Below are 17,354 nucleotides of genomic sequence, written 5' to 3' on the forward strand. Positions count from 1 at the left end.
GTGAATGACGCGCCATTTGTTTTTCTGGAATCCCCATGACCTTGCCCGTTTCGCCCTCGTGGTTCCACCTCAACCTGACGCAGGACGCGGACCGCGCCGCGCTCGCCGCGCACTTCCGCGAGACCGGCGTGCGTGATGTGGAGTGCCTGTTCGCCGACGTCACCGGCTACCCGCGCGGCAAGCTCATGCCCGCCACCAGCTTCGCCGCCGGCAGCGAGCTGCGCATCTGCCAGGCGATTCCCATGCAGTGCGTGACAGGCGAATACAGCTACGACCCGATCTTCCCGGACAGCGACCCGGACGTGCGCCTCGTGCCCGATCTCAACACGCTCAAGCGCTCGCCCTGGGCCAGCGTGCCGCGCTACCTGGCGGTGCACGACGCGTTTGAGATGGACGGCAGCCTGTGTGAGTTCGCGCCGCGTTCGGTGCTGAAGAACGTGGTGGCGCGCTATGCCGCAGCGGGGCTCACGCCCGTGGTGGCGCCCGAGATCGAGTTCTACCTGACCGCCGCGATGAGCGACCCGGCCTTGCCGCTGGCCTCGCCGCCCGGCAAGGGCGGTCGGCCCGAAGTGGGCCAGTCGGCCTTCAGCCTGAACGCGCTCAACGAGCTGGCGCCGTTCTGGGACGCCTTTCACGCCGCCATCGACGGCCTGGGCATCCGGGCCGACACCTGGCTGCACGAGGTGGGCGAGAACCAGTACGAGATCAACTTGCAACACGGCGACCCGGTGGCGGTGGCCGACCAGGCCTTCCTGTTCAAGACCGCGGCGCGCGAGATCGCTTTGCAGCACGGCCTGAACGCCGTCTTCATGGCCAAACCCATCGCCGGCCAGGCCGGCAGCTCCATGCACCTGCACCAGAGCGTGGTGGACACGCAGGGTCGCAACGTGTTCAGCCAGGCCGACGGCTCGGCCAGCGAGGCCTTCTTTCACTACATCGGCGGCCTGCAGGCTTACACCCCGGACCTGATGCTCATTTACGCGCCCACCGTCAACAGCTACCGCCGCTACGTGGCCGGCAGCCAGGCGCCGACCAACGTGCAGTGGGGCTACGACAACCGCACCGCCGGCCTGCGCGTGCCGGTGAGCGCCCCCGTGGCGCGTCGGGTGGAAAACCGCCTGGCCGGCGCCGACGCCAACCCCTACCTGGCCTTGGCCGCCACGCTGGCGGCCGGGCTGGCGGGCATGCAAGACCAACGGCCTCCCACGACGCCGGTGGAGGGCAATGGCTATGACCAGGCGCGCGGCTTGCCCCGAACTTTTGACACCGCCCACGAACAAATGGCAGCGAGCGAGCACGCATCGCGCCTGCTGGGTGAGCGCTTCGTGCGCGGCTACCTGGCGGTCAAGGCGCTGGAGCACGACCACTACCTGAACGAGATCAGTGCCTGGGAGCGGCGTTACCTGCTGCCGCAGGTCTGAGGCCGTTGCCCCCACGCTCCGCCGCTGCGCGGGTCGCTGCCCCCCGTTGGGGCTGATCCGCCTTGGGGCGGCCCGGCGGCGGGTCGTTTGCCCGGTCCCAATGCCCTTGGCTTGAAAAGGGCGCCTTGGCCCTCACTATGATCTGCAACGCTTTTTCCCCTCCGGAGCCTTCATGAAACGCATCTTCCTGTTTGTCCTGACCAACTTCGCCGTGATGGCGGTGCTGCTGGTCACCACCCGCATCCTGGGTGTGGACCGTTTCCTCACCGCCAACGGGCTGAACATGACGGCCCTGGCCGGGTTCTCGCTCGTGATCGGTTTTGGCGGCGCCATCATCTCCCTGCTGATGAGCAAGACGATGGCCAAGATGAGCACCGGCGCGCGCATCATCAACCAGCCTCAGAACGCCGACGAGGCCTGGATCGTGCAGACCGTGCAGAAGTTTGCCGAGAAGGCCGGCATCGGGATGCCCGAAGTGGCCATCTACGACGGCGCGCCCAACGCCTTCGCCACCGGCGCCTTCAAGAACTCGGCCCTGGTCGCGGTGTCCACCGGCCTGCTGCAAGGCATGACGCGCGATGAGGTCGAGGCCGTGATCGGCCACGAGGTGGCCCACGTGGCCAACGGCGACATGGTCACCATGACGCTGATCCAAGGCGTGATGAACACCTTCGTGGTGTTCCTCAGCCGCGTGATCGGTTACGCGGTGGACAGCTTCCTGCGCCGCGGCAGTGACAGCAACTCCGGCCCGGGCATCGGCTACATGGTGACCACCATCGTGATGGACATCGTGCTGGGCTTCCTGGCCGCCATCATCGTGGCCTGGTTCAGCCGCCAGCGCGAGTTCCGCGCCGACGCGGGTGCCGCCAACTTCATGGGCCGCAAGCAGCCCATGATCAACGCGCTGGCCCGCCTGGGCGGCCTCACCCCCGGCGAGCTGCCCAAGACCATGCAGGCCATGGGCATCACCGGCAACCTGGGCAAGCTGTTCTCGACCCACCCGCCGATGGAGGACCGCATAGCGGCCCTCCAGAAATTGTGACCCCCCGCGCCGCCTGACGGCGTCACCCCCCAGGGGGCGATGCGAGTGGCCTGGCAAAGCCAGTTCCACCGCATCCTGATTTGGGGCTCATGCATCCGGAGATGCTTCCCCGATAAGAAAGAGCGACCCGTGGGTCGCTCTTTCTATTTCTTCTTACGGCTCCGGCGTGAGTGCCTCGACCCAGAACGCGGCGGAACCGGCTTTGCCAGGCCGGAAGCAAAGCCCCCCGGGGGGTGACGCCGTCAGGCGGCGCGGGGGGTGTCATTCACCTCCAGTTGCGGTCCCACTGTCCGTCGTCACGGTAACGGCGATCCGGGTCGCGGTAATAGCCGCCGGGGCGCTGGCCGCCGATGCGCACGATGTCGCGCTCGGGCTGTGGCTGGTAGTAGCCGTGGGCTGGCCGAACCGGGGCCGCGACCACGGGCTGCACGCTCACGGGCACGTAGCGGCCGGGGGCCCGGTCCGTCTGCATGCTGTACTGGCGGCCCGCGTATTCGTAGACCACGTTGTAGGCCACAGTGCGGTTTTCATAGGTGTTCTGCGTGGTGCATTCCTGCACGGTGCGGGTGTGGGACTCGCCACGGCCTTCGATGTGGTTGCCCAGAATGGCGCCGCCGAAGATGCCGAGGGCGGTGGCGGCTGCGCGGCCAGAGCCACCGCCAATTGCGTTGCCCGCCGCGCCACCGGCGACCGCGCCGAGCAGGGCGCCAGCACCCGAGCGGTGGGCAGGTTCGCGCACGGTCACGTTCTGGCAGACCTCGCGCGGCACGGCGACCTGCTGCACGATGGGCGTGCTGCTGAGCACACGGCCACGTTCGTCCTGCGCCTGGGCGGTGGAGGCGGCGGCCAGGGCGATCACGCCGGTGAGGACGGGGATCAGGAGAGAACGGTCAGGGGATTTCATGGAAAGCTCCTCGGTGGATGGGAGCCTCCATCGTGCGGACCCTGTGTCAAGCCGCTCCTCACTCTGTGTAAAGCTGCGGGGGCAGGTGTAACGCCCTGTGTCTTCAGCCGGTGACCGGCCCGCCCAGCAGGTCTTTGGCCAGCGCCTCGGCCACCTTGAGACCGTCCACCCCGGCCGAGAGAATGCCGCCCGCGTAACCCGCGCCTTCGCCGGCTGGGTACAGGCCGCGCGTGTTCAGGCTCTGCAGGTTGTCGCCGCGCGTGATGCGCAGCGGCGCCGAGGTGCGCGTCTCCACGCCCGTGAGCACGGCGTCGGCCATGTCGTAGCCCTTGATCTTGCGGCCGAACACCGGGATGGCTTCGCGCATGGCCTCAATGGCGTAGGCGGGCAGGGCGGGCGAGAGGTCGCCGAGCTTCACGCCCGGTTGGTACGACGGCGCCACCGTGCCCAGCGCCTGAGACGGTTGTTGCGCCACGAAGTCGCCCACCAGCTGGCCGGGGGCCTCGTAGCTGCCACCGCCGAGTTCAAAAGCCCGCGCCTCCAGCTGGCGCTGCAGCACGATGCCGGCCAGCGGGTGCGTCTGGCCTTGCTGGGTCATCGCCTCGGCCTGTGTGGCGTAGCGCGCGCCGTCGGCCTCGCCGAAGGCGGCGGTCCACAGCGGCGTGTCTTGCGGAAAGGTCTGCGGGAAATCGCCCACGTCGATGCCGACCACCATGCCGGCGTTGGCGTTGCGTTCGTTGCGTGAATACTGGCTCATGCCGTTGGTGACCACGCGGCCCGGCTCGCTGGTGGCGGCCACCACCATGCCGCCCGGGCACATGCAGAAGCTGTAGACCGCGCGGCCGTTTTTCGCGTGGTGCACCAGCTTGTAGTCGGCCGCGCCCAGCAGCGGGTGGCCGGCGTGGCGGCCCCAGCGCGCGCGGTCGATCACGCTCTGCGGGTGCTCGATGCGAAACCCCACCGAGAACGGCTTGGCTTCGAGGAACACGCCCGCGTCGTGCAGCAAAGCGAAGGTGTCGCGCGAGCTGTGGCCCAAGGCCAGCACGGCGCGTTGCACCGGCATGTCGACGGTGTCGCCGCTGTCCAGCCGATGCACACGCAGGCCGGTGAGCTGCTGCTGGCCGTTCGATCCCGGGGCGAGCGTGAGGCCCACCACCTGCTGCTGGAAGCGGATCTCGCCGCCCAGCGCGATGATCTTCTCGCGCATCGCCTCGACCACCTTGACCAGCTTGAAGGTGCCGATGTGCGGGTGTGCCTGGTACAGGATCTCGGGCGGCGCGCCCGCGTCCACGAACTCGTTCATCACCTTGCGGCCCAGGAAGCGTGGGTCCTTGATCTGGCTGTAGAGCTTGCCGTCGGAGAACAGGCCGGCGCCGCCTTCGCCGTACTGCACATTGCTTTGTGGATTCAAAACCTTCTTGCGCCACAGGCCCCAGGTGTCCTTGGTGCGTTCGCGCACCGGTTTTCCGCGCTCCAGCACGATGGGCTTCAGGCCCATCTGCGCCAGCGCCAGCGCGGTGAACAGGCCGCAGGGCCCGAGGCCGATCACCACCGGGCGCTCGGCTTCGCTCCGCGGCCAGCCGGCAGGCGCGTGGCCCGGCGCGTGCCAGGCCATGTCGGGCGTGGGCTGGATGTGCGGGTTGTTGTCGTGTTGCGCGAGCAGGCCCGGTTCCAGCGCCGGGTCGGTCAGCGTCACGTCGACGATGTACACGGCCAGCAGATCGGCCTTGCGGGCGTCGAAGCTGCGCTTGAAGACCTGCAGGTGAGCGATGCCTTCAGGGGGGATGGCCAGTGCCTGTGCAGCAAGTCGGGTGAGGGCGTCGATCGGGTGCGGCGGCGGCGTGCGGTCCTGGTCGGTTTCGGCGGGCGCGTCGGCGGCGCGGCGGTGCTCGGATGGCACCTGTTCGAGAGGGAGTTTGAGTTCGGCGATGCGGATCATGGGCTTGTGTTTATCAAGCAAGGGGCTTCTATTGTCGCCAAAGCGGTGCCGGGCCTGTCGCGGCCCGCCAGGTGCCCGCTGGAGGATTTAAATAAATCCGGGTAAAACAATAACACCCGTATATAATTAGGGTCATGAAACAGATCACTTCCCCCACCTGCACCGCTTTTCTGGGGTACAGCCGCGTGGCGAGCGGCCCCTACGCCGAGGTGGACCGGGTGCTTCGTGCGCTGGGCCCGAGCGACAGCGGCCTGCTGGTCTTTGACGACACCACCGGCGCCCTTGTGGACCACCCCTGGCCGGCGGGTTACGCGCCCGCACAACCCGCCGACGGGCCCGCCGACGCATCCGAAGCAGCGACCGCCGCGCCGGGGGTGGGCCGCCCGCGCCTGGGCGTGGTGGCGCGCGAGGTCACGCTGCTGCCGCGCCACTGGGAGTGGCTCGCGCAGCAGCGCGGTGGCGCGTCGGCCGCGCTGCGCCGTCTGGTGGAAGAGGCTCGGCGCAGCCAGGGCGACCAGGACGTGCAGCGCCTGGGCAAAGAGCGCGCCTACCGGTTCATGAGCGCCATCGGTGGCGCTCTGCCCGGTTTCGAAGAGGCTTCGCGGGCGCTGTTTGCGCAGGACGGTGCGGCGTTCGCCCACCGCACGGCGCACTGGCCCGCCGACGTGAAGGCCCATCTCGCCTGGTTGGCCCGCGACGCCTTTGTGGCCGCGGAGCCTTCCGCCACTCACACCGCCTGAGTGCCGTTGTTTCACCTTTCCCCCCGCTTTTTCCAATGACCCGAACCATGTCACCCCCAGCTTCCGGCCCAGCCCGACCCCTCTGGCGCATCTACCTGGTGTTTCTTGCGCCCATGGTGTTGTCCAACTTCCTGCAGAGCCTCTCGGGCACGCTCAACGGCATCTTCATCGGCCAGATGCTCGGCACCCACGCGCTGGCCGCGGTGTCGGGCATGTTCCCGATCTTCTTTTTCTTCATCTCATTGGTGATTGGCCTTGGTACCGGCGCCTCGGTGTTGATCGGTCAGGCCTGGGGCGCGCGCGAGACCGAGAAGGTGAAGGCCATCGCGGGCGCGGCGCTGGCGCTGGGCGCCTTGATCGGCATCGTGGCGGCGCTGCTGGGCAGCGTGTTTGCGCGCGAGGGACTGCAGGCGCTGGGCACGCCGGCCGACGTGCTCGACGACGCCACCGCCTACGCGCGGGTGATGATGTTGCTGATGCCGCTGCTGCTGGTGGTCATTCTCTACACGCAGTTGCTGCGCGGTGTGAGCGACACGGTGACGCCGCTGCTGGCCCTGCTGCTGTCCACAGGCGTGGGCCTGGTGTTGACGCCGACCTTGATCAAAGGCTGGCTGGGCCTGCCGCCCATGGGCATCCAGAGCGCGGCGCTGGCCGGCTTTGTGTCACAGGCCGCGTCACTGTGGTTCCTGGCCTGGCGCCTGCTGCACAAGCGCAGCGTGCTCGCGCCGGACCGGGCGCTGCTCAAGTCCATGCGGTTGGACGGCGCGATCCTTGCCCAGGTGATGCGCATCGGCCTGCCCACCGGGCTGCAGATGGTGGTGATCTCGATCTCGGAGCTGGTGATCCTGTCGCTGGTCAACGGCCACGGCTCGCAGGCCACGGCGGCCTACGGCGCGGTCACGCAGATCGTCAACTACGTGCAGTTCCCCGCGCTGTCCATCGCCATCACCGCCTCCATCCTGGGCGCGCAGGCCATCGGCGCGGGCAAGGCGGAGCGCCTGGGCGCCATCCTGCGCACAGGGCTGTGGATGAACGTGTGCGTGACCGGCGCGCTGGTGCTGCTGGGCTACGCGCTGTCGCACTGGCTGCTGGGTTTGTTCATCACGCAGCCTGAGGTGCTGGCGCAGGCCGAGCACCTGCTGCACATCATGTTGTGGAGCATGTTGTTGTTCGGCTTCCAGTCGGTGGTGGGCGGCATCATGCGCGCCAGCGGCGTGGTGCTGGTGCCGGTGGCGATCTCCATCGCCTGCATCCTGCTGGTGCAGCTGCCGGTGGCCTACGGGCTGAACCAGCGCTTCGGCCTGGAGGGCGTGTGGATGGCGTTCCCCGTGACCTACGCGGCCATGCTGGCGCTGCAGACCGGCTACCACCAGCTGGTGTGGCGCTTCAAGAAGATCGAGCGCCTGGTGTGACGGTTCGGTAGGGCGATCCGCCGCCGGGCCGCCCCAAGGCGGATCAGCCCCCTCGTGGGCAGCGACTCGCGCAGCGTGGGGGCTGAGGGCCGCAGCGCCGGGCCGCCCCAAGCAAGGCCGCACCCCCTCGGGGGGCAGCGACCCGCGCAGCGGCGGAGCGTGGGGGGCTTTTCCATTGGATAATCGCGCCGTGAAGCGCGCCAGGCCGTCGCTGGCACGAGACCCGAAAGGGTGTGCTGGAGGAACGTCCGGACTGCACAGGACAGCGCAGGAGGTAACACCTCTCCACCGACAAGCCGGACAGGGCAACCTGGAAGGCCCTAAGGTGAGGATCAGAGCAACAGAGACGAGCCGCTTCAGTGCGGGTGAAACGGGCAATCTCTGCGCGCAGCAATACCAAATAGGCCAACGTTGACGTGGTTCCGCGGAGTTGGCGGGTAGGTAGCACCGAGCCGGGTGGGTGACCCCCGGCCCAGATGAATGACGGTCACGTTCGGGGCCCTCGAAAGGGGGTTCAGGACGCACAAAATCCGGCGTATCGGCGCGCTTCACACTATTTTTTGTCGCCACTCAGCCCGTTGGGGGCGCCCTGCGGGCACATGTGCCATGGCGGCCATGGTCCGCGAGTTTGAGGATCTGGAATGTCCTCCCATCACGTGATCCGCCGGGTGTGTGGACGGCTCATACGGTTTCGCCTTCAAACGTATCACTGCGTTGCAACGCCATGCCGTGCTTTCGCACTGTCTGCGGCTTCGCGCCTTGTTCTACGCTTGAATGCAAAACCGTATCAGGTGTCCGGCGTGTCGGTGTCCTTGAACCCCTGATCCAGCTGGGCGCGGGCGGCAGCGGCCAGGGCCTGGTATTTCGCTCTGAATGCGTCCAGGTTGTCTTCTTCCAGTTCTTCCAGGTCCAGCAGGGCGTTGTGTGCGCCTTTGGTCGCGCGGATGAGCTCGTCCAGCTTCACCTGGATCGCCTCGGTGTCGCGGTTCTGCGTGTTCTGGATCAGGAACACCATCAGGAAGGTGACGATGGTGGTGCCGGTGTTGATGACGAGCTGCCAGGTGTCGCTGAAGTTGAACAGCGGGCCGGTCACCAGCCACACGGCGATCACCGCGACGGCCATCGTGAACACCCGTGGCCGCCCGCAGAAATGCGAGGCGGCTTTGGCGAAGCGCGAGTACCAGATGGTGTTTTGCATGGGGCGTCGTCGAATGGGTTGACTCAGGGTCTGGGCATGTAACCCGTGCGCAGGGCGTAAGCCCAGTCGGGGCGACTCCGCTGATCGGCCAGCAAGGCCATGGCCTCGTGGTCGTACGGCACGCTGATCAAGTCGCAGGTCCAGCGCCCGTGGCGCTTCTCGACCACCGCATAACGCGCGTCCGGGCTGCCGGTTTCGATGCGGTGGTAATTCGACAGCGGGTATGGGTGGTCGTCGTCGTAGGCGGGCAGGCCCACGCTGCCCGGGTTGACGATCAACAGGCCCCGGCCAAGCCTCACGGACCTGCTCACGTGGGTGTGGCCGCAGGCGAGCAGCCCGATGTGCGGCGGAATGCGCCCGTCCAACCGTTCTTCGATTTCGGCCGATGTCGCCAGCCGGGCGGCTTCGCCCACCGGCGTTTCCAGCAGGTATTCGATGTCGCTGCGCGGGCTGCCGTGGCACAGGGCCACGTCGCTGCCCAGCCGGTCGGGCCACAGGTTTCCCTGGTGCAATCGGGGGTCGCAGGGGTCGGCGTGGCTGGCCAGCCAGGCTTTGTCGGCCTCGGTCAGCTGGCGGCTGGTGTAGGCGTCCGTCGGGCTCTGGCGCGGCAGGGGCAGGCACAGAACCTGCCGCTCGTGGTTGCCCGCGACGTGCAGCCAGGGCAGAGGGCGCAGGCGCTGAGCGGTTTCCAGCGGCAGCAAAGGGCCGCTGAGGGTGTCGCCCAGGTTGACGACTTGGTCCACTTGGCGGCGTTCGATGTCTTGCATGACGGCTTCCAGGGCGGCCAGGTTGCCGTGGATGTCGGATACCAGTGCCAGGCGCATGCGTCCTCCCGCTTCTTCAGAGATTGAAACCGCCCAGGCTCTGGAGGCGCTCCACGTGGGCCAGCAGCGAGCGCTTGGCCACCGGCCACAGGCGTTCGGGCACGTCATCGTAGGCGAGCTTCACCCAGTCGTCCATGGTGCCCTCGGGCTGCGCCTGCATAGCGCGCGCCACCTTGGCTTCGCGTGCGAGGCGGTGGGCTTTCAGGTGGGCTATTGCCCCGCGGGCGCCACCGTGTTCCGGTGCGCTCGGGTTGTCCGCGGTTTGTTTCAGGTCGCCCAGCACGTGGCCGTGCGCCGGCAGGATGAATTCGACCTCGTGTGCCTCGCACAGCCGGTCCAGCTTGTCCAGCGAGTCGAGGTAGTCGCCCATGTGGCCGTCGGGTGGGTCGATCACGGTGGTGCTGCCGTTCAGGATGTGGTCGCCGCTGAACAGCAGACCGTCTTCCTCCAGCAGCAAGCAGAGGTGGTTGGCTGCGTGGCCGGGGGTGTGCACCACCTGCAGCGTGTGCGTCATTCCATTGGCGCCTTGCAGCACCAGGCGTTCACCGTCGGCCAGCGAACGTTCGGGCGTGAAGCGGCTGTTCTCGCGCGAGGTGGGGGCGCTGGGCAGGCCAAGGATCGGTGGCCTTTTTGCGCAGAGTGATTGCAGCCGCGCGGCGCCGGGTGAATGGTCGGGGTGCGAATGGGTGCAGGCGATGGCGCGGATGTCGCCACCTGCCGCGCGCCACAGGCGTTCAATGTGTTCCGGAATGTCCGGTCCTGGGTCGATGGCGATGTGGCCGCTGACGGGGTCGCCCACCAGGTAGCTGTTGGTGCCCGGGCCGGTCATGAAGCCCGGGTTGGGCGCGGTGAGCCGTTGCACGTTCTTGAGCAGTGGCACCGGGCGCTCGGTCTGCCAGGCCAGCTCGTGCACGATCTGGCCATCCGGGCAGACCATGGCGAGTTCACCGAAGGGTTGCTCGTGTTCCATGTGGCGCGATTCGTGGCCGTTCAGCAGGCCGGCGCGCGGGCAACTGGTGAACAGCGGTTCATCGTTGACCGCACAGGCTTTCAGAACGTCATCCACCGAGGCGTAGGTCTGGAGCCGCTCCAGCGTGCGGACGGTCGGGAAGATGATGAAGAAGCCGCCCGCCGCGTGGCGCGCCAGCGCGTCGGTCGGGCGCACCCAGAGGGGTTCGAATTGCTCGGTCTCGTCGGCCACCGGCTCCTGGCCCTCGGGCATGCGCGCGACGAGGAAGGGCACGTCGAAGCGACGCGGCAGGTCGCGGTCGGTGATCCAGTGGGCGAGCACGAAGACCTCGGCGCCGGACAGCGTGAGGCCTTGTGTGGCGCATTGCTCAGCAAACGGACCCTTGCGGTCGAGTGCCGCGATCTGAGGAGTGCCCAGGTGCGAGCCGTCGGCGCGGCGCGCGAGCAGGATGCCCAGCTCTTCGAAGCTCTCGCGGATGGCCGCAATGGCCTGGGTCAGGTGCAGGTCGCTTTGTGTCGCGCGGCGCGTGGACTGGCCGTGTGATTGCGCGTCGGCGGCGTCGATGCCACCGCCGGGGAACACGTAGGCGCCGGGCGCGAAGCTCGCCGTCATGGAGCGGCGGGTCATCAGCACTTCGACACCTTGGGGGCTGTCGCGCAGCAGCAGCACGGTGGCGGCGGGGCGCAGGGCGGCGAGCGTGCGGACGGGGTGCAGGAGTTGGGATGAGCGGACCATCCGCCCATTGTGCTGCGACCGCCAGCCCGTCGCTGTCGCCGTGGTCTTGGGATTTACGAGGCCGACCCGAGGGAGTTCATTTCGAGCGACAGGCCCTGCCAGGCGATGTCGAAACCCGGCGTGCGGCGCGCCGGCGGCAGTGGCGGCGTGCGCAGTGCCCAGTGGGTGCCGGCGGTGACGCTGTCGATCACCGGGACCGGCACGTCGGCCTGCACCGCAGCGGCCATGCCGGCGAGCCCGGCGCCACCGAGAATGACGGCCTGCACGCCGAGCTGGTGCGCGGCATCGCGGCAGGCCTGGGCCAGCAGGCGGTGGGCGGCGGCCGGGTCGGCGGCGAGCTGGGCGCCCGTGGGCACCACGGTGTGGATGCCGGCGAGTTGCTGCGCCTGCCCCAGCGCCTGTGCGAGGCGCTGCAGCATGGGGCCCCAGCGCTCGCCGCCGGTGACGATGGCGTAGCGGCCGTGGCGCGCGGCCTCGATGAAAGCGGCCTCGGCCAGGCCGGTGACCGGCGCCGGGCTCGATTCGCGCAGCGCCATCAGGCCGGGGTCGCCGAAGCAGCCGATCAGCACCGCGTCGGGCGCGGGGTCGGGGCCGCTCAGCGCGGCGGCCCAGGCGTCGAGCGCGGCGTGGGCGGCCACGGCGTAGCTCGCTTCATCGGCGATGTAGGGCGCGCCGAAACGGGCCGTGACGGTGCGCACCTTCACATGCAAGCCGGCAGCGGCCTGCACATGGGTTTGCAGCAGCGCGCTCACGCGCTCTGAGGTGTTGGGGTTGATGACGAGCAAACGCTTCATGCTCAACCGAACAGCTGCAACAAATCGGGTGCCGCGTCGGGAGAACCTGTGAAGCTGAGTTGCGACTCCAGCCGCTCCAGGTGCTCGCGCATCAGGCGTGCCGCCTCGCGCGCATCGCGCAGCTTGAGCGCCGCCAGCAGGGCGCGGTGTTCCTGGCAGCCGCAGGCGGTGGCGTCGTCGCGCGCCTGGCTGTGCGGCGCGCTGTAGGTCATGAGGATCAGCGAGGTGCGCGAGACCAGCTCGCGCAGGATGCGGCCGAGCGTGTCATGGCCGGCGTGGTCGGCGATGTGCAGGTGGAAGTCGCCCGAGAGGCGGATCGCGCGGCGCATGTCGCCCGCAACGCGCGCCGCCTCTTCGTCGCGGATGCAGCGGGTAAGGGTCTGGAGGTCGGCGGCCGTGGCCACGGCCACGAAACGCTCGACCAGCGTGGGCTCGATCAAACGCCGCACCTCGAACACCTCGCGTGCTTCCTGCTCGCTGGGTTGCGCGATGGACGCGCCCCGATTGGGCGTGAGCGTGACCACCTGTTCGTTGGCCAGTCGCACCAGCACCGGGCGTATGCGCGTGCGCGAGACGCCAAAGGCCTCGGCCAACCGGTCTTCCACCAGCTTGGTGCCGGGCGGCAACTGGTGGTCGAGGATGGCCGAGACCATGCGCTCGTAGATGTCGTTGTCCGACAGCACCGCCGGCACCGCGTCGGCGGTCTTGCGGACGCGGGTGGCGCTCATCCGGCCCGCCCCTGCTTCTGACGCCGGCCCAGCAGCATGGCCAGTCCGACGGTGACGCCGATCACCGCGAAGGAGACCACGGTGGTCACGGTGCCCAGCGCGTAGATGGCCGGCGTGGTGACGGTGGAGGTGAGGCCCTGCAGTTCCAGCGGCAGGGTGTTGACGTCGCCGATGGCCTGCGAGGTGCGGGCGATCTCGTCCCAACTGAGGGTGAAGCCGAACATGCCGATGCCGACCACCGACGGGCCGATCAGCGGCAGCACCACGTGGCGGAAGGTCTGCCAGGGCGTGGCGCCGAGGTCGCGTGCCGCTTCTTCGTACGCCGGGTTGAAGCGGTTGAACACCGCGAACATGATCAGCAGGCCGAAGGGCAGCGTCCAGGTGAGGTGCGCGCCGAGCGCCGAGGTGAACAGGCCGAGGGCGGTGCCGTATTCCTCCAGCGTGGTGGTGGCGCCCACCGCTTCCAGCAGCCACTTGAGGCCGCCGTCGAGCAGGCGGAACTGCAGGCCGATGCCCAGCGACACGATGATGGACGGCATGATCAGGCTGGCCACGGTCACGTAAAACAACGCGTTGCCGCCGCTGAGCTTCTTGCGAAACGCCAGACCGGCCAGCACCGACAGCAGCACGGTGAACAGCATCACCACTCCACCCAGCATGAGCGAGCGCAGGAAGGCCGCGCCGATGTCCACCGTGCCCAGGCCCTCGGCCAGCTGACGGAACCAGTGCAGCGATGCGCCCCGCATTGGAAAGGTGAGGCCGCCCTCCGGCCCCTGGAACGAGAGCACGAAGATCACGAACATCGGGCCGTACATGAACAGCACGAAGAGGGCGAAGACCAGCGCCAGCGGCCAGAAGCCCGGCGCGCGCGATTCGGAGGAATGGGCCATGGTCAGAGTTCCTTCCGGATGTCCACGAGGCGCGTCAGACCCCAGATGATCATCAGCACCACCGAGAGCAGGATCACCGCGTTGGCCGCGGCCAGCGGGAACTGCAGGTAGCTGGTCTGTACCTGGATGATCTTGCCGACCGAAGCGATCTGCTGGCCGCCCATGACGCCGATGGTCACGAAGTCGCCCATGACGATGGTGATGACGAAGATCGAGCCGATGATGATGCCGGTCTTGCACAGCGGCACGATCACATTCCACAGCGTCTGCCAGCCGCTGGCCCCGGCGTCGCTGGCCGCTTCGAGCAGGCTGCGGTCGATGCGCATCATGCTGTTGAAAATGGGCACGATCATGAACATGGTGTAGAGGTGCACGAAGGCCAATACCACCGAAAAGTCGGAGAACAGCAGCCACTCGATCGGCGTCTGGATCAGGCCCAGGCCCTGCAGGCTCTGGTTCACCAAGCCGTTGCGCCCGAGCAGCGGCACCCACGAAATCATGCGGATCACGTTGGAGGTCCAGAAAGGCACGGTGCACAGAATGAACAGCGCCGTCTGCATGCCCGAAGACCGCACGTGGAAGGCCAGAAAGTAGGCCACCGCAAAACCCAGCACCAGGGTGATGCCCCAGACCAGCAGGCTGAATTTCAGCGTGGACAAATAGGTGGAGAGCGAGACGCAGAAGTCACCGTGTTCGGTGAGCGTGGAACAGCCTTCGAAGATGGCGAAGTAGTTGCGCAGCGTGAACGCCGGCAACAGCTCGTACTCATTGAAATCCCAGAAGCTGACCATCACGATCAGCCCCAGCGGAATGAGGAAGAACAGCACAAACACCAACGTGAACGGCGCCGCCTGCCACCAGGCGTGCAGCGTGCGGTTCGGGCTGTCGGCGACAGGACCGGCGGTGGCGGATGTGCTGCTCATGGAGAAAACCAATCAAGGAAGAAAGCGAGCGTGGAGCGAGACTTCGCGGCGAGCGCAGCGAAGCCCCCTCCAGGCCACCGCGGAACCGGCTTTGCCGGGCCGCCAGTGGCGCTCCCCTCTGGGGGGCTGAGGACCGCGGCTCCAAGCCTGCCTGCGCAGGCTTGGACGGGACGAAGGGGCATCGCCTCTGGCGATGACGCGGCCTGCAAGGCACGCCGCCGGCGGCGCGGGGGGGAATTCGTCACGCAGCGACGAATTCATTCCACTTCCTGACCATGTACTCGTTCTCATCCATCACCGCGTTCCAGCAGGCGATGCCGCCCATGCGCGCTTCGTAGCTGCCGCCGTCGCGCACCGCGCCGGCCTTGGCCAGCACGTCGCCGTTCGGGCTCTTGATGTCCTGCGAGGCGGGCTTGCCTTCCATCCAGTAGGCCCACTCGTAGGCTTCCATCTTGGACTTGGCGGTGTCCAGCACGGCGCTGTAGTAGCCCTGGCGGTTCAGGTAGGCGCCGGCCCAGCCGTCGAGGAACCAGTTGATGAACTCGTAGGCACCGTCGAGCTTGCGGCCGCTCAGCGTGGCAGGCAGACCGAAGCCGGCGGCCCAGGCGCGGTATCCCTCTTTGAGCGGCTGGAAGTTGCAGGCGATGCCCTTGGTGCGCACGGCGGTCACGGCCGGGCTCCACATCGACTGGATCACCACCTCGCCCGAGGCCATCAGGTTGACCGACTCGTTGAAGTCTTTCCACAGCGCGCGGAACTGACCGGCCTTCTTGGCTTCGATCAAGGTCTTGATCGTCAGGTCGATCTCGGCCTTGGTCATGTTGCCCTTGTCGGGGTACTTGTAGAGGCCCATGGCTTCCACGACCATGGCGGCGTCCATGATGCCGATGGACGGAATGTTCAGGATGGCGGTCTTGCCTTTGAACTCGGGGTTCAGCAGCTCGGCCCAGGAGTTGATCGGGCGCTTGATCAGGTCGGGGCGGATGCCCAGCGTGTCGGCGTTGTACACGGTGGGGATCAGGCTCATGAACTGGGTCGGACTCTTGGCGAAGACCTTGCTCTTTTCGCCTTCGAGGTAGATCACCTTCTTGGGCGCGGTGCCTTGGTCGCCGACCGTCTTGCCGGCCACGCTGCCGGTGGTGAACAGCGGAGTGATCTTGTCGGCGTTCTTGATTTTCTTGACGTCGATGCCCTTGAGGTTGCCCGTGGGCACGATCTTCTTGAGTGAGAAGTACTCGGTGTCGATCAGGTCGAAGCTGTTGGGCGCGGTGACGGCGCGTTTGGTGACATCGTCGGTGGTCACGGCCACGTACTGGATCTTGATGCCGGTGTCCTTCTCGAACTTTTCGGCGATGGTTTTGTCCTGGTTCACCGCGGTGCCCAGGTAACGCAGGGTGATCTTCTCTTGGCCGATGGCTGGCGAGATGCCGCTGGCCAGGATGCCGGCCATGCCGGCGGTGCCTTGCAGCAGGCTGCGGCGCGAGAGGCCAGCTGTGTCGGCGGGGGTGTCTTTGATCGAATCTGACATGGGTCGAGCTCCAGTGAGGAAGGTTTCGGGGAGGGAACGGGCAAAGAAAACGGGATGCGATGTCAGGCGGCAGCGGGGACGTCGAGCACGGGCGGGAAGGTGTGGGCCTGCCAGGGCGCCCAGCTCAGGCTCACCGCGTCGCCGGGGCTGTAGGGCTGTTGCACGAACGTGGCCTCGGGCAGCATCACGGACACGCTGTTGTCGTCCGTGCCGTCGCCGGCGCTCAGCTTCAGGCCGAGCAGCACATAGGTGCCCTGGTACTCGACGTCGCTCACGGTGGCGGGCCAGCCGCTGGCGCCGGTGTGGGCGGGTGCGAGCTGGATGTGGTCGTTGCGCACGGCCACCTTGCCCTGCGTGGTGGCGAGCACGTTGTGGCCGCCCATGAAACGCGCGACGAATTCGCTGGCCGGCCGGTTGTAGACCTCGCGTGGCGCGCCCACCTGCTCAATGCGGCCGTGGTTCATCACCACCATGGTGTCGGCCAGCGCCATCGCTTCTTCCTGCGAGTGCGTGACGTGGATGAAGGTCAGGCCGAGTTCGCGCTGCCAGTGGCGCAGCTCGGCGCGCATCTGGATGCGCAGGAAGGGGTCGAGTGCCGAGAGCGGCTCGTCGAGCAGCAGCACACGCGGCTGGGTGATCAGCGCGCGGGCCAGCGCCACGCGCTGCTGTTGGCCGCCCGAGAGTTCGCCCGGCTTGCGCTGTGCGAGGTGCCCCATGGCCACGCGCTCCAGCAGGTCTTGCGCCTGGCGGTGGCGGGTGGCCTTGTCCACGCCTTTCATCTTGAGGCTGAAGGCCACGTTGTCCAGCGCCGTGAGGTGCGGGAACAGCGCGAAGCTCTGGAACATCATGGCCGTGCCGCGGTCGGCGGCGGGCAGGGCGGTGATGTTGCGGTTCTCCAGCAGGATGTCGCCGCTGGTGGTGCTCTCGTGGCCGGCGATCATGCGCAGCGTGGTGCTCTTGCCGCAGCCCGAGGGGCCGAGCAGGCAGCAGTAGCTGCCACTGGCGATGCGCAGGTTGACGCTGTCCACGGCCACGCTGCCCTGGGCGTAGCGTTTGGTCAACGCGATGAGTTCGATGGCGGCGGGCGTGGGGGTGGGGTCGTCCATGCCTCCAGCAGTGCATCAACCGTGCCAGCTGTTTTGTATGCAATGTGCACCGGATTGCATACAAAACAGCACAAGCTTTGTGCGCAAAATGGCCCGAAGAGGGCCGCGACGGGCTGTCGCGGTGCGTGCGCACCGGCGTGAGGCGCACCACGCCGCGGCGACACCGGGGCGCCGGTGTGCACCGCTCTGGACGGATAATC

Annotated in this window: 15 protein-coding genes and 1 other RNA gene; 5 read left to right on the plus strand and 11 right to left on the minus strand. The window is 67.6% G+C overall.

Annotated elements, in window-relative coordinates:
• Window positions 1-35: 35 nt before the first annotated feature.
• Window positions 36-1,421, plus strand: a complete 1,386-nt coding sequence (locus B0E41_RS15415) for a glutamine synthetase family protein (RefSeq protein ID WP_077332044.1) — start codon at window positions 36-38, stop codon at window positions 1,419-1,421.
• Between the two features lie 172 nt (window positions 1,422-1,593).
• On the plus strand, window positions 1,594-2,463 hold the full coding sequence (gene htpX, locus B0E41_RS15420; RefSeq protein ID WP_077332045.1) for a protease HtpX: 870 nt from the start codon (window positions 1,594-1,596) through the stop codon (window positions 2,461-2,463).
• Between the two features lie 265 nt (window positions 2,464-2,728).
• On the opposite strand, the gene B0E41_RS15425 is transcribed toward htpX, so the two are convergent.
• Complete coding sequence (locus tag B0E41_RS15425) at window positions 2,729-3,367, minus strand: hypothetical protein (RefSeq protein ID WP_077332046.1); 639 nt, start codon at window positions 3,365-3,367, stop codon at window positions 2,729-2,731.
• Window positions 3,368-3,470: 103 nt separating this feature from the next.
• Window positions 3,471-5,306 (minus strand): FAD-dependent protein, encoded by a 1,836-nt coding sequence (locus B0E41_RS15430; protein WP_077332047.1) that lies wholly within the window; start codon window positions 5,304-5,306, stop codon window positions 3,471-3,473.
• A 134-nt stretch (window positions 5,307-5,440) separates the two neighbouring features.
• Here B0E41_RS15430 and B0E41_RS15435 point away from each other — a divergent pair, with 134 nt between their 5' ends.
• The 3 genes from B0E41_RS15435 (at window position 5,441) to rnpB (ending at window position 8,012) form a co-directional block, all read left to right on the plus strand.
• Window positions 5,441-6,046 (plus strand): DUF2239 family protein, encoded by a 606-nt coding sequence (locus B0E41_RS15435; RefSeq protein ID WP_171984779.1) that lies wholly within the window; start codon window positions 5,441-5,443, stop codon window positions 6,044-6,046.
• Window positions 6,047-6,093: 47 nt separating this feature from the next.
• Window positions 6,094-7,458 (plus strand): MATE family efflux transporter, encoded by a 1,365-nt coding sequence (locus tag B0E41_RS15440; RefSeq protein WP_077332048.1) that lies wholly within the window; start codon window positions 6,094-6,096, stop codon window positions 7,456-7,458.
• Between the two features lie 192 nt (window positions 7,459-7,650).
• Window positions 7,651-8,012: RNase P RNA component class A (rnpB, locus tag B0E41_RS15445), an RNA gene on the plus strand.
• Between the two features lie 233 nt (window positions 8,013-8,245).
• On the opposite strand, the gene B0E41_RS15450 is transcribed toward rnpB, so the two are convergent.
• From B0E41_RS15450 to B0E41_RS15490, 9 genes are all read right to left on the minus strand, one after another.
• The gene (locus B0E41_RS15450; protein WP_077332049.1) at window positions 8,246-8,656 is read right to left on the minus strand and encodes a low affinity iron permease family protein; all 411 of its coding nucleotides are present in this window, start codon (window positions 8,654-8,656) and stop codon (window positions 8,246-8,248) included.
• Between the two features lie 23 nt (window positions 8,657-8,679).
• The gene (locus B0E41_RS15455; protein WP_077332050.1) at window positions 8,680-9,480 is read right to left on the minus strand and encodes a metallophosphoesterase family protein; all 801 of its coding nucleotides are present in this window, start codon (window positions 9,478-9,480) and stop codon (window positions 8,680-8,682) included.
• A gap of 16 nt (window positions 9,481-9,496) precedes the next feature.
• Window positions 9,497-11,185, minus strand: a complete 1,689-nt coding sequence (locus tag B0E41_RS15460) for an MBL fold metallo-hydrolase (RefSeq protein WP_077332051.1) — start codon at window positions 11,183-11,185, stop codon at window positions 9,497-9,499.
• 53 nt (window positions 11,186-11,238) lie between these two features.
• On the minus strand, window positions 11,239-11,979 hold the full coding sequence (locus B0E41_RS15465; protein ID WP_077332052.1) for an aspartate/glutamate racemase family protein: 741 nt from the start codon (window positions 11,977-11,979) through the stop codon (window positions 11,239-11,241).
• 2 nt (window positions 11,980-11,981) lie between these two features.
• On the minus strand, window positions 11,982-12,707 hold the full coding sequence (locus tag B0E41_RS15470) for a GntR family transcriptional regulator (protein WP_077332053.1): 726 nt from the start codon (window positions 12,705-12,707) through the stop codon (window positions 11,982-11,984).
• On the minus strand, window positions 12,704-13,597 hold the full coding sequence (locus B0E41_RS15475; protein WP_077332054.1) for an ABC transporter permease: 894 nt from the start codon (window positions 13,595-13,597) through the stop codon (window positions 12,704-12,706). The genes B0E41_RS15470 and B0E41_RS15475 overlap by 4 nt, the downstream gene beginning before the upstream one ends.
• A 2-nt stretch (window positions 13,598-13,599) precedes the next feature.
• Entirely contained in the window at window positions 13,600-14,520 is a 921-nt protein-coding gene (locus B0E41_RS15480) for an ABC transporter permease (protein ID WP_077332055.1), read from the minus strand.
• 241 nt (window positions 14,521-14,761) lie between these two features.
• The gene (locus B0E41_RS15485) at window positions 14,762-16,048 is read right to left on the minus strand and encodes a PotD/PotF family extracellular solute-binding protein (protein WP_077332056.1); all 1,287 of its coding nucleotides are present in this window, start codon (window positions 16,046-16,048) and stop codon (window positions 14,762-14,764) included.
• A 62-nt stretch (window positions 16,049-16,110) separates the two neighbouring features.
• Window positions 16,111-17,154, minus strand: coding sequence for an ABC transporter ATP-binding protein (locus B0E41_RS15490; RefSeq protein ID WP_077332057.1), 1,044 nt, complete (start codon window positions 17,152-17,154; stop codon window positions 16,111-16,113).
• Window positions 17,155-17,354 lie beyond the last annotated feature (200 nt).

The sequence above is a fragment of the Hydrogenophaga sp. A37 genome, assembly GCF_002001205.1.
GTDB lineage: Bacteria > Pseudomonadota > Gammaproteobacteria > Burkholderiales > Burkholderiaceae_C > Hydrogenophaga.